Source organism: Enterobacter sp. JBIWA008 (genome assembly GCF_019968765.1).
Lineage (GTDB): Bacteria > Pseudomonadota > Gammaproteobacteria > Enterobacterales > Enterobacteriaceae > Enterobacter.
Genome location: NZ_CP074149.1, coordinates 556,844 through 569,098, shown reverse-complemented (window position 1 = coordinate 569,098; position 12,255 = coordinate 556,844). Strand labels below are relative to the sequence as shown.

The 12,255-nt window shown below is 59.5% G+C and carries 10 protein-coding genes and 1 pseudogene; 8 read left to right on the top strand and 3 right to left on the bottom strand.

What is annotated here, in order from left to right; genetic code table 11:
* The first annotated feature begins 17 nt into the window (after positions 1-17).
* Together KGP24_RS02710 and KGP24_RS02705 are read left to right on the top strand one after the other, a co-directional pair.
* The gene (locus KGP24_RS02710) at positions 18-1,421 is read left to right on the top strand and encodes a YfcC family protein (protein WP_223562279.1); all 1,404 of its coding nucleotides are present in this window, start codon (positions 18-20) and stop codon (positions 1,419-1,421) included.
* 80 nt (positions 1,422-1,501) lie between these two features.
* A complete protein-coding gene (locus tag KGP24_RS02705) occupies positions 1,502-1,981 on the top strand; it encodes an ArgR family transcriptional regulator (RefSeq protein WP_223563443.1) in 480 nt (159 codons plus the stop codon).
* Here KGP24_RS02705 and KGP24_RS02700 read toward each other — a convergent pair.
* Positions 1,978-2,102, bottom strand: a pseudogene (locus KGP24_RS02700) (hypothetical protein). The gene KGP24_RS02705 and the pseudogene KGP24_RS02700 sit on opposite strands and share 4 nt — an antisense overlap.
* Here KGP24_RS02700 and KGP24_RS02695 point away from each other — a divergent pair.
* The 4 genes from KGP24_RS02695 to ridA all read left to right on the top strand — a co-directional run bounded on the left by KGP24_RS02695 (position 2,082) and on the right by ridA (position 4,087).
* Positions 2,082-2,186 (top strand): pyrBI operon leader peptide, encoded by a 105-nt coding sequence (locus KGP24_RS02695; RefSeq protein WP_022646880.1) that lies wholly within the window; start codon positions 2,082-2,084, stop codon positions 2,184-2,186. The pseudogene KGP24_RS02700 and the gene KGP24_RS02695 sit on opposite strands and share 21 nt — an antisense overlap.
* Before the next feature lie 34 nt (positions 2,187-2,220).
* Positions 2,221-3,153 carry an aspartate carbamoyltransferase gene (pyrB, locus tag KGP24_RS02690; protein ID WP_023310198.1) on the top strand — a complete coding sequence of 311 codons (933 nt, stop codon included), beginning with the start codon at positions 2,221-2,223 and terminating at the stop codon, positions 3,151-3,153.
* Between the two features lie 12 nt (positions 3,154-3,165).
* Positions 3,166-3,627, top strand: a complete 462-nt coding sequence (gene pyrI / locus KGP24_RS02685; protein WP_023310197.1) for an aspartate carbamoyltransferase regulatory subunit — start codon at positions 3,166-3,168, stop codon at positions 3,625-3,627.
* 73 nt (positions 3,628-3,700) lie between these two features.
* Positions 3,701-4,087, top strand: coding sequence for a 2-iminobutanoate/2-iminopropanoate deaminase (gene ridA, locus KGP24_RS02680; RefSeq protein ID WP_008501391.1), 387 nt, complete (start codon positions 3,701-3,703; stop codon positions 4,085-4,087).
* Between the two features lie 51 nt (positions 4,088-4,138).
* Here ridA and KGP24_RS02675 read toward each other — a convergent pair whose 3' ends face one another.
* Positions 4,139-6,523 (bottom strand): family 20 glycosylhydrolase, encoded by a 2,385-nt coding sequence (locus KGP24_RS02675; protein ID WP_223562278.1) that lies wholly within the window; start codon positions 6,521-6,523, stop codon positions 4,139-4,141.
* Between the two features lie 124 nt (positions 6,524-6,647).
* A complete protein-coding gene (gene mgtA, locus KGP24_RS02670; RefSeq protein ID WP_223562277.1) occupies positions 6,648-9,356 on the bottom strand; it encodes a magnesium-translocating P-type ATPase in 2,709 nt (902 codons plus the stop codon).
* Between the two features lie 391 nt (positions 9,357-9,747).
* On the opposite strand from mgtA, the gene treR reads away from it, so the two are divergent.
* Both treR and treB read left to right on the top strand, forming a co-directional pair.
* Positions 9,748-10,695, top strand: coding sequence for a trehalose operon repressor TreR (gene treR, locus KGP24_RS02665; protein WP_223562276.1), 948 nt, complete (start codon positions 9,748-9,750; stop codon positions 10,693-10,695).
* A gap of 127 nt (positions 10,696-10,822) precedes the next feature.
* Positions 10,823-12,241 carry a PTS trehalose transporter subunit IIBC gene (gene treB / locus KGP24_RS02660; protein ID WP_029739268.1) on the top strand — a complete coding sequence of 473 codons (1,419 nt, stop codon included), beginning with the start codon at positions 10,823-10,825 and terminating at the stop codon, positions 12,239-12,241.
* Positions 12,242-12,255 lie beyond the last annotated feature (14 nt).

Genomic DNA, 12,255 nt, shown 5'->3' with positions numbered 1-12,255 from the left:
GGCTTCAGGAGAACATCATGGGCAAGTTTAAGTTTCCCTCCGCTTACACCATTCTCTTTTTTCTGATTGCCGTTGTGGCGGCGCTGAGCTGGGTCGTCCCCGCCGGTCAGTACCAGATGGCGATGAACGACACCCTCGGTAAAGAAGTCCCGATTGCCGGAACGTACGCGCACGTGGCGGCGCATCCGCAGGGGCTGGTTTCCGTCCTGATGGCGCCCATCGCCGGGCTGTACGATCCGGTTTCCGGCCAGGCCGGGGCGATCGACGTGGCGCTGTTTATTCTGATCATCGGCGGCTTTCTCGGGATCGTCACCAAAACCGGGGCGATTGACGCCGGGATCGAACGCGTCACCACCCGGCTGCGCGGACGCGAGGAGTGGATGATCCCGATCCTGATGGCGCTGTTTGCCGCAGGCGGCACGATTTACGGCATGGCCGAAGAGTCGCTGCCGTTCTACACCCTGCTGGTGCCGGTGATGCTGGCCGCCCGGTTCGATCCTGTTGTCGCCGCCTCCACCGTGCTGCTCGGGGCGGGGATCGGCACGCTCGGCTCTACCATTAACCCGTTTGCCACGGTGATCGCCGCCAACGCTGCCGGGATCCCCTTCACTAACGGCATCGCCCTACGCGTGGCGCTGCTGGTCATCGGCTGGGTCATCTGCGTGGCGTGGGTGATGCGTTACGCCCGTAAGGTGCGCCAGGATCCGTCGCTGTCGATCGTTGCGGATAAGCAGGAAGAGAACCGCGCCCATTTCCTCGGCGACAAGGGCGCACGGTCGCTGGAATTCACCCCGGTGCGCAAAATCATCCTGGTGATTTTCGCCCTCGCCTTCGCGGTGATGATCTACGGCGTGGCGGTGCTGGGCTGGTGGATGGCGGAGATCTCAGCGGTGTTTCTCGCCAGCGCCATCATCGTGGGGCTTATCGCCCGCATGAGCGAAGAGGAGCTGACGTCGACGTTTATCAACGGCGCGCGAGATTTGCTGGGCGTCGCGCTGATTATCGGCATCGCGCGCGGTATCGTAGTCATCATGGATAAGGGCATGATTACTCACACCATTTTGCACAGCGCGGAAGGGCTGGTCAGCGGGTTGTCCACGGTAGCGTTTATCAACGTGATGTACTGGCTGGAGGTCGTGCTGTCGTTTCTTGTGCCTTCTTCATCCGGCCTGGCCGTTCTGACGATGCCGATCATGGCGCCGCTTGCCGATTTCGCTAACGTCAACCGCGACCTCGTGGTGACGGCTTACCAGTCGGCCTCCGGCATCGTTAACCTCGTCACGCCCACCTCTGCCGTCGTGATGGGCGGGCTGGCTATCGCCCGCGTGCCCTACGTACGTTATCTGAAATGGGTGGCGCCGCTGCTGGGGATATTAACGGTGGTGATTATGGTGGCGTTAAGTCTGGGTGCCTTGTTGTGATTTGCCGGATGGCGCTGCGCTTATCCGGCCTACGGATCGGTGCGGTGCCACCGGTTATTTCGGGAACTGATATGGGAACTATGATGGATTACGAAGAGTACTCTCCCAAAGAGCAACTACAGCTGACGGTCTGCCAGCGCCTGATCGCAGAAAAGAGCTATCTCTCTCAGGAGGAGATCCGCCGGGATTTGCAGGAGCGTGGTTTTGAGACCATCAGCCAGTCCACCGTTTCACGTCTGCTTAAATTGCTCGGTGTTATAAAAATTCGAAATGCCAAAGGGCTAAAGATTTATTCGCTGAATCCCCAGCTGCTCCCTGCCCCGGACGCCGCGCGTACCGTGTCCGAAATGGTGGTCAGCGTCGAGCATAATAGCGAGTTTATCCTTGTTCATACCGTCGCCGGATATGGCCGCGCGGTGGCGCGTATTCTGGATTATCACCAGCTACCGGAAATTTTAGGCGTGGTGGCCGGCAGCAGTATCGTCTGGGTCGCTCCCCGGGTCGTGAAGCGCACCGCTCTGGTGCATAAGCAAATTAATTATTTACTCAGAACGCATTAATATTCATAAAGAACCGTTTGCATTGAGTAAAGCGTGCATTAAATCGCTTGATCCGAAAAGCGAGCTGCGTATAATGCCCGACAATTTGCCGGGAGGAAGCATGGTCAAGCGTGTACGACATAACGTCTTACCGCGTCTGAAATCAGACGCTGGCCTGCCGTTTTTCTTCCCGTTGCTAAACCTATTCCCAGAGCCCCTCATTTGAGGGGCTTTTTTTTGCCCGGCGTCAGGAGATAAACATGAATCCGCTTTATCAAAAACACATCATTTCCATAAACGACCTCAGCCGCGAAGAGCTGGAACTGGTTCTGGAAACCGCGGCAAAACTGAAGGCTAATCCGCAACCGGAGCTGCTGAAGCACAAGGTGATTGCGAGCTGCTTCTTCGAAGCGTCAACCCGCACCCGCCTCTCCTTTGAAACCTCCATGCACCGCCTGGGCGCGAGCGTGGTGGGCTTCTCGGACAGCAGCAACACGTCGCTGGGTAAAAAAGGCGAAACCCTGGCGGATACCATTTCAGTCATCAGCACCTACGTCGACGCGATTGTGATGCGCCACCCGCAGGAGGGCGCGGCGCGCCTGGCGACCGAGTTTTCCGGCGGCATTCCGGTGCTGAACGCCGGTGACGGTGCCAACCAGCACCCGACGCAGACCCTGCTGGATCTGTTCACCATTCAGGAGACGCAGGGCAAGCTCGAGAACCTGAATATCGCCATGGTCGGCGACCTGAAATACGGCCGCACCGTCCACTCCCTGACCCAGGCGCTGGCGAAATTTAACGGCAACCGCTTCTTCTTTATCGCCCCGGACGCGCTGGCGATGCCGCAGTACATTCTCGACATGCTGGACGAAAAAGGCATTCAGTGGAGCCTGCATGCCAGCATCGAAGAGGTGATGAGCCACGTGGATATTCTGTACATGACCCGCGTGCAGAAAGAGCGTCTGGACCCGTCCGAATACGCCAACGTGAAGGCGCAGTTCGTGCTGCGCGCCAGCGATCTTGAGGGCGCACGCGACAACATGAAGGTGCTGCACCCGCTGCCGCGCATCGATGAGATCACAACAGACGTGGATAAGACGCCGCACGCCTGGTACTTCCAGCAGGCCGGGAACGGCATCTTCGCTCGCCAGGCGTTACTGGCACTGGTTCTGAATCGCGAATTGGCACTGTAAGGGGAAACGACCATGACACACGATAACAAACTCCAGGTTGAAGCCATCAAGCGCGGCACCGTGATTGACCACATCCCTGCGCAGGTGGGCTTTAAGCTGCTGACGCTGTTCAAACTGACCGAAACCGACCAGCGCATCACCATCGGTCTGAACCTGCCGTCGGGCGAGATGGGCCGCAAGGATCTGATTAAAATCGAGAATACCTTCCTGACCGACGAGCAGGTCAACCAGCTGTCGCTGTACGCGCCGGACGCCACCGTCAACCGCATTGACGAGTATGAAGTGGTCGGCAAATCCCGTCCGAGCCTGCCGGATCGCATCGAAAGCGTGCTGGTCTGCCCGAACAGCAACTGCATCAGCCACGCTGAGCCGGTTTCTTCCAGCTTTGCAGTGAAAAAACGCGCCGATGACATCGCGCTCAAATGCAAATACTGCGAAAAAGAGTTTTCTCATTATGTGGTGCTGGCCAACTAATTGAGGTTGGTAATGAAATCCCGGCTGTTATAATGGCCGGGAACATTCTTAACGCTGTAATTCTGGAGAAAACATGAGCAAAGTACTCGCGACGGAAAATGCACCCGCGGCTATCGGCCCCTACGTTCAGGGCGTTGATCTGGGCAGCATGATCATCACTTCAGGTCAGATCCCGGTGAACCCAAAAACCGGCGCGGTGCCGGAAGACGTGGCGGCACAGGCGCGTCAGTCGCTGGAAAACGTGCAGGCTATCGTGGAATCCGCAGGCCTGAAAGTGGGCGATATCGTGAAAACTACCGTTTTCGTGAAAGATCTGAACGATTTCGCCACCGTTAACGCCACCTACGAAGCGTTCTTCACCGAGCACAACGCCACCTTCCCGGCGCGCTCCTGCGTGGAAGTGGCCCGTCTGCCAAAAGACGTGAAAATTGAAATCGAAGCGATTGCGGTACGTCGCTAATTCGCTTTGGCGATAAAAAAAGGCAGCCCGGGCTGCCTTTTTTGTTGCTTGCTACTGATTCCGCGTCGCCCTGAGCAGCGTCTCCAGCGGGTACACCGCCGCAATCACCACCTCGTCCTGGACCTTCGCCGCGTTATCCAGCTCGCTCTGAATCGACGCTATCTCTTTATCGTCCAGCGTGCCCTGACGCGCCACCAGATCGGTTAGCCGCAGGCCAATCGAGGCTAGCTTATCCACCTCCTGAATCACCGGCTTCATCGCCTTTAGCTGATAGCTGTTTTCGCTTAACGCGAGAGCGTCGCTGGTGTTGCTCTGCCAGCGATTAAAGACGTGGCGCAGCGCCTCAGCGCTTTCCGCGTCTTCCGCATCGCTCACCAGGCGGTCCGCCCATTTGTTCATCTGGCGCACGGTGGCGCTTTCGGCGTTCAGCGCATCGGCGAAGCGGTTGAGCGGTTCGAACTGATGATAATTTCCCGCCTGGAACTTCAGGTGCTGACGGGTGTAATACTGAGCCGGTTCAAGCGCCTGAGCGAGGATCTGCAGCGGCAGAGCGTCAGCATTACCGGCGAGGCGCGTGAACTGCACCTGCTGCTGGGTATGCTGCTGCAGCCCGACCGACACCGTCGACCAGCTGTCCATCGCCTGAAGGCGGGTGTACATGTTATCGACGTCGTTGACGTCCTGCGCGGACCACAGCCGCTCCGCCACCGCAAACGTACGCGGCCACAGGCGAATATCCAGCACCGGCGCCACCACGTTTTCCGCCCACAGCGCGGCTTCCCCGCCGAGTAGGTTGGCCTGATTCGCCACGTCTGGCACGACGGGCGGAATGCCTTTTGGCACCGCGTCCAGACGCGTGCCGCTGATTGGGTAGCGCGTATTCCCCACCAGGAAATAGCCGGTGAGCTTGTCGTTATCGACGGTGACGACCGGGCGCGTTTCGCCCATCCACGTGTCGACGGTAAACGTGACCTGGCTGTCATCGCGCCATTCGATATTCTGCACCGCGCGGCGGGATTTCCCGGCAAAATCAATAAACCCGCGCCAGCCGGCGTCCCCTTTCACCAGCGTGAAGCTCCCCTCCACCGGCTTGCCCTTCAGGCGCGGCATGGAAAAGGCCCAGCTCTGGGCGCTGTCGGTGTCTGCAATCACATCCACACCGTTTAGCCCCTGCGGAACGATTTCGTTGCGGTAGTGATAGGCGGTGGACTGGGGCTGGTCGAGATAGAAACCGGTAGAGAGAATGCCCTTGTAGCCGTTCTGCACCACCTGCCCCAGCGCGTCCTGCCCTTGCCAGGACTGGATCAGGATGCTTTTTGGTAAGTCAGGGTGATAGATCTCGTCCCAGCCGACCATCTGACGGTGATGCTTCTCGAGGATCGTTTCCAGCCTGCGGTTGAAATACGCCTGCAGCGCGTGGCTGTCCGCCAGCCTGTTGTCGCGCATGAAGTTCTGGATCGCGGCGTTCGCTTTCCACTGGCTGTCGTCCACCTCGTCGCCGCCGATATGCAGATAAGGATCGGGGAAGATCGCCGCCAGTTCGCTGACCATCGCGTCAGCAAAGGCGTAGGTTGCCTCTTTTGTGGGATCCATCACTGGCTTCAGCACGCCCCAGTGGCGTTCCATGGCGTACGGCCCCGGGGCGCTCATCAGCTCCGGATAGGCCACGGCAATTGCCGAGGCGTGGCCGGGCATGTCGATCTCCGGCACCACGCGAATGCCGCGCTCGGTTGCGTAACGCACGACCTCGCGCATCTGTTCCGGCGTGTAGAACAGCCCGTCGCTGGCGAGCTGCGTCAGCTTAGGGTAGCGCTTCGAGCTGAAGCGCCAGCCCTGATCGTCGGTTAAGTGCCAGTGCAGGACGTTGAGCTTTGCCGCGGCCATGCCGTCGATCTGGCGCTTGATATCCGGCAGCGGAATAAAGTGACGCGCCGAGTCGAGCAGAAGCCCGCGCCACGGGAAGCGCGGCGAATCTTCAACGGTGACCCACGGCAGCGAGGTGTTTTCCGCGCCGTTCTGCATCAGCTGGAGCAGCGTTTCCATGGCGCGCAGCGCGCCGAAGCGGGTATTGGCGGAGATATCGACGCCGCTGGCGTCCACCGTGAGCCTATAGCTTTCATCGCTGTCCGGCAGCGGCTGCGGTTTTACCTTTTTGGCAATCGCGATACGGATGGTCGGCTTTTCAGGCTTGTCGGCCTGCGGCTGCAGCGTCCAGCCGGTTTGCAGGGCAATGCGCTGGCGCAGGCGGTTAACGGCGTCACCGAGATCGTCGCCGCTGACGCTGACAGAGATTTTATCGTTAAGCACCAGCGCGCCCTGAGTCGTCGGGCGTTCGACTTTGGCAGGCCAGGGCATCAAAGGGAGATCCCCTGCCGGGGCGGCAAAGGCAGAGGCGCCGAGCATCAGCCCGGCGGTTAAGAGACTGTACCGTAACATGAATGTTCCTTATCTGACGGGCCAAATAAAGGCAAAACATTCTGTTAACATGCGCTCAATTTGTCGTCAAGCGAATGCGCCGACGGAGATCACAGGTTGTTGAATTGAGGGTGAGGGTATGTTTTTACTGCCACCCATACCGGCGCGCATAGAACCCTTTCACCATCTGGGTCAGCACCATATAGCCCGCAAGGATCGCCACCAGCCACGGGAAGTAGCTCAGCGGCAGCGCCTGCAGCTGCAGGTAGCCTGCCAGCGGCGAGAACGGCAGCGCGATGCCGAGCGCCATCACAATGCCCGTCATCACAATCAGCGGCCACGCAGCGCGGCTCTGGATAAACGGAATGCGGCGAGTGCGGATCATATGCACAATCAGCGTCTGCGACAGCAGGCCTACCACGAACCAGCCGGACTGGAACAGCGTCTGATGTTCCGGGGTGTTGGCGTGGAACACAAACCACATCAGGCAGAAGGTCAGGATGTCGAAGATGGAGCTAATCGGGCCGAAGAACAGCATAAAGCGCCCCAGATCCGCCGGGTTCCAGTGCTGCGGCTTCTGGATCTGCTCGTCGTCGACGTTATCAAACGGGATCGCCACCTGAGACACGTCGTACATCAGGTTCTGGATCAGCAGGTGCAGCGGCAGCATCGGCAGGAACGGCAGAAACGCGCTCGCCACCAGCACGCTGAAGACGTTACCGAAGTTGGAGCTGGCGGTCATTTTGATGTACTTGAGCATATTGGCGAAGGTACGTCGACCTTCGATCACGCCCTCCTCCAGCACCATCAGGCTCTTTTCCAGCAGGATGATATCCGCCGCTTCGCGGGCGATATCCACCGCGCCGTCAACAGAGATACCGATGTCCGCAGCGCGCAGCGCGGGCGCGTCGTTGATGCCGTCGCCCATAAAGCCCACCACGTGCCCTTCGCGCTTGAGCAGGGTGACGATGCGCTCTTTGTGCATCGGCGTCAGGCGGGCAAACAGCGTGGTGCGCAGAGCAAGCTGCGCCAGCTCGTCATCTGAGAGATGTTCAATATCGCTCCCCACCACCACGTCGCCCGCGTCCAGCCCCACTTCATGGCACACTTTGGCCGCCACCAGCTCGCTGTCGCCGGTCAGAATTTTGACGGTAATACCGCTCGCCTTCAGCGCCTTCAGCGCCGGCGCGGTAGTCTCTTTCGGCGGATCGAGGAAGGCGATGTAACCTTCGAGGATCAGATCGGATTCGTCGATACGCTGATAGTCACCCTCGCGTGCGGGCAGGAACTTGCTTGCGACGGCTACCACGCGCAGCCCCTGACGGTTCAGGTTGTCGGTGACGCGCCTGATGCGGCGCAGCATGGTGTCGTCCAGCGGCACGATGTCGCCGTTATAGCGCACCTGCGTCGACACGTTGAGGATCTCCTGCAGCGCGCCTTTGCAGATCAGCTGGTGAACATCAGTCTGCTCGCTCACCACCACCGACATGCGGCGGCGCTCGAAGTCGAACGGGATCTCATCCACCTTCTGCCAGCGCCCGGAGAGCGTGCGGGCTGACTCTTCATCCACCCCTTCCAGCACCGCGACGTCGAGCAGGTTTTTCAGCCCGGTCTGGTAATGGCTGTTCAGCCACGCGCTGTGCAGCACGCGCTCGCTGGTTTTGCCGGAAATATCGGTGTGGTTCTCCAGCACGATTTTATCCTGCGTCAGGGTGCCGGTTTTATCGGTGCAGAGAATGTCCATCGCGCCAAAGTTCTGAATGGCGTCGAGGTGTTTAACGATCACTTTCTGTTTAGAGAGCTTCACCGCCCCGCGCGCCAGCGTGGAGGTGACAATCATCGGCAGCATTTCCGGCGTTAAGCCGACGGCCACGGAGAGCGCAAACAGCGCCGCCTCCCACCAGTCGCCTTTGGTATAGCCGTTGATCAGCAGCACAATTGGCGTCATCACCATCATAAAGCGGATCAGCAGCATGCTGACGCGGCCAATCCCTTTCTGGAAGGCGTTCGGCTCGCTCTCCTGCTCGCTGACGCGCCCGGCAAGCTGGCCGAACCAGGTATTGCCCCCGGTGGCGGTGACAATCGCCTGCGCCGTACCGCTGACGACCGTGGTGCCCATAAAGCACAGGGTGTCGCACTCGAGCGGGTTCATCTGCTGCGGGTCGCGGCTGCGCGCCACCTTTTCAACGGGCAGGGATTCCCCGGTCAGGGAGGCCTGCGCGACGAACAGATCGCGCGCCTGGATGATGCGTAAATCCGCCGGGATCATGTCTCCCGCGGCCAGCTTCACCAGATCGCCCGGCACCAGCTGGTCGATAGGCAGCTCCACCCAGGCGTTTGCGCCGAGATCGTTAATCACGCGCGAGACGGTCGCAGTGTTGCTGACCATCGCCTTCAGGGCGTCCGCCGCTTTGGTGGAGCGCGCTTCCTGAATAAAGTTCAGCAGCGTGGAGATGCCCACCATCAGGGCAATCACCCCTGCGGCAAACAGATCTTCCGTCGCGTAGGAGATGAGGCCGAGCACGGTCAGCAGCAGGTTGAACGGGTTGCGGTAGCAGAGCCACAGGTGTACCCACCACGGAGACGGCTTTTGCGCCGGAATGAGGTTATCGCCATGCACGGCGCGGATTTTTTCCACTTCTGCCGCGTTCAGCCCTTCCGGGTGCCCGCCGAACGCGCGCCAGACTTCGTTTTCATCCATCGCCGCCACGTTCAGGCAGCGTTCGGTCAGGGACGCGGGGATCGCGGTGCCCGCCATGCTTTTGGCATTGGGCAGCGGGTCGCGCTGAACAAGACGGTGTGGCAGGTGGCGGCTCATCAGGGCCTGCAGCTGCCGGGTGATATTTTTAAACATAGTCATTCCTCCGCATCCGCCGGGGCGGACGCAGCAATTCCTTCAGGCGTGGCAAAGCCGTACCTGAGAGGCACTCAATTTTTCAAGCAGGAACGTTTAAGACGTTGCTGCCTCACATCACCGGTGAGTCAGCAACAGGCTGGCTTACCGGAAAGAACGCATTCTCCCGTTCAGGAGAGGTGTGGGATCGGGATCCATGAAGCCTCCGGTAAGTAAAAAGTAGGGTGTCGCCGCGCAGTCCAGGGATTTAGGCATACCCTTTATGACGATTCGGGCGGTATTATACCCCCCTGCAAATAAACCGAACGTAAACCAGACTTTGCCCATAGCGAAATCGCGCTATAGCATTAGGCTCAATTCACTACATCGTCGTTGTTACAGGGAATACAGCATGCAGAACCGCCTTACGATTAAAGACATCGCGCGTTTAAGCGGCGTGGGGAAATCGACCGTCTCACGCGTGCTGAACAACGAGAGCGGCGTCAGCGAACGCACCCGCGAGCGCGTTGAGGCGGTCATGAATCAGCACGGATTTTCCCCTTCCCGCTCCGCGCGCGCCATGCGCGGGCAGAGTGACAAAGTCGTCGCCATCATTGTCTCGCGTCTGGACTCTCTGTCTGAAAACCTCGCCGTGCAGACCATGCTCCCCGCCTTCTATGAGCAGGGGTATGATCCGATCATGATGGAAAGCCAGTTCTCGTCGCAACTGGTTGAAGAGCATCTGGGTATGCTCCAGAGGCGCAACATTGATGGCGTGGTGCTGTTCGGTTTTACCGGCATTAAGGACGAGATGCTAAAACCCTGGCAGCCATCGCTGGTGCTGCTGGCGCGCGATGCCCACGGCTTTGCCTCCGTCTGCTATGACGACGAGGGCGCAATTATCACCCTGATGCAGCGCCTGTATGACGAAGGCCATCGCCACATCAGCTTCCTCGGTGTCCCGCACGCGGACGTCACCACCGGCAAGCGTCGTCATGAGGCGTACCTGGCCTTTTGCAAAAAGCACAATCTTTCCGCCGTGGCCTCCCTGCCCGGGCTGGGCATGAAGCAGGGCTACGAGCAGGTCGCCAGCGTTCTGACGCCGCAGACCACCGCGCTGGTGTGCGCCACGGATACCCTGGCGCTGGGTGCCAGCAAATATCTGCAGGAGCAGCGCATCGAAAGCCTGCAGGTGGCGAGCGTCGGCAGCACGCCGCTGATGAAGTTCCTGCACCCGGAGATCATCACCGTCGATCCGGGCTACGCCGAGTCCGGCAGACAGGCCGCCGCGCAGCTGATCGAGCAGATCAACGGGCGCGCTGAGCCGCGTCAGATCGTTATTCCGGCCCACCTTTCGTAACCCCCTAACACAGATTATTGTGATCTTTGCCCGATTTCGGGAACGTTCCCATTTTCGCCGTCACGCTGAAGGAGTAGGCTTGCGCTCAGGTCATTACACCCCTCACCATCTGTCATGAGGTTTCATGATGAGTAAAGTCAAACAAGCAGATATCGATCGGCTGATCGTCCTGGTCGGCGGACGCGAGAACATCGCCACCGTCAGCCATTGCATTACCCGCCTGCGCTTCGTGCTGAACGATCCGGCCAAAGCCAACCCGAAGGCCATTGAAGAACTTTCCATGGTCAAAGGCTGCTTCACCAACGCCGGGCAGTTCCAGGTCGTTATTGGTACCGAAGTGGGCGATTACTATCAGGCTCTGCTGGCGACAACCGGGCACTCTTCCGCCGATAAAGAGCAGGCGAAGAAGGCCGCGCGCCAGAATATGAAGTGGCACGAGCAGCTGATTTCCCACTTCGCGGAAATTTTCTTCCCGCTGCTGCCCGCGCTGATCAGCGGGGGCTTAATCTTAGGCTTCCGTAACGTCATCGGCGATGTGCCGATGAGCGACGGCAAAACCCTGGCGCAGATGTATCCGGCGCTGAAAACCGTTTACGACTTCCTGTGGCTGATTGGCGAAGCCATCTTCTTCTATCTGCCGGTCGGGATTTGCTGGTCCGCGGTGCGCAAAATGGGCGGCACGCCGATCCTCGGTATCGTGCTGGGCGTTACGCTGGTCTCTCCACAGTTAATGAACGCTTACTTACTTGGCCAGCAGGTGCCTGAGGTGTGGAACTTCGGCCTGTTTACCATCGCCAAAGTGGGCTATCAGGCGCAGGTTATTCCGGCCCTGCTGGCGGGTCTGGCGCTGGGCTTTATTGAAACGCGCCTGAAGCGCATCGTGCCGGATTACCTCTATCTGGTGGTGGTGCCGGTCTGCTCGCTGATCCTGGCGGTATTCCTGGCGCACGCCTTTATCGGTCCGTTTGGCCGCATGATCGGCGACGGCGTGGCCTTCGCGGTCCGTCACCTGATGACCGGCAGCTTCGCGCCGATTGGTGCCGCGCTGTTTGGCTTCCTGTACGCCCCGCTGGTGATCACCGGCGTGCACCAGACCACGCTGGCTATCGACATGCAGATGATCCAGAGCCTCGGCGGCACGCCGGTCTGGCCGATTATCGCCCTGTCTAACATTGCACAGGCGTCGGCGGTTACCGGCATCATCATCGTCAGCCGCAAGCACAACGAGCGTGAGATCTCCGTTCCGGCAGCCATCTCCGCCTACCTCGGCGTCACCGAACCGGCGATGTACGGTATCAATCTGAAATACCGCTTCCCGATGCTCTGCGCGATGATCGGTTCCGGTCTGGCTGGCCTGGTGTGTGGTCTGAACGGCGTGATGGCGAACGGGATTGGCGTCGGCGGCCTGCCGGGCATCCTCTCCATCCAGCCCGCTTACTGGCAGGTGTTTGCCCTGGCGATGGCCATCGCGATCATCGTCCCAATGGCGCTCACCACCGTGGTTTACCAGCGTAAGTTCCGTCAGGGCTCGCTGCAGATTGTTTAACTTCTTCTTTCGGG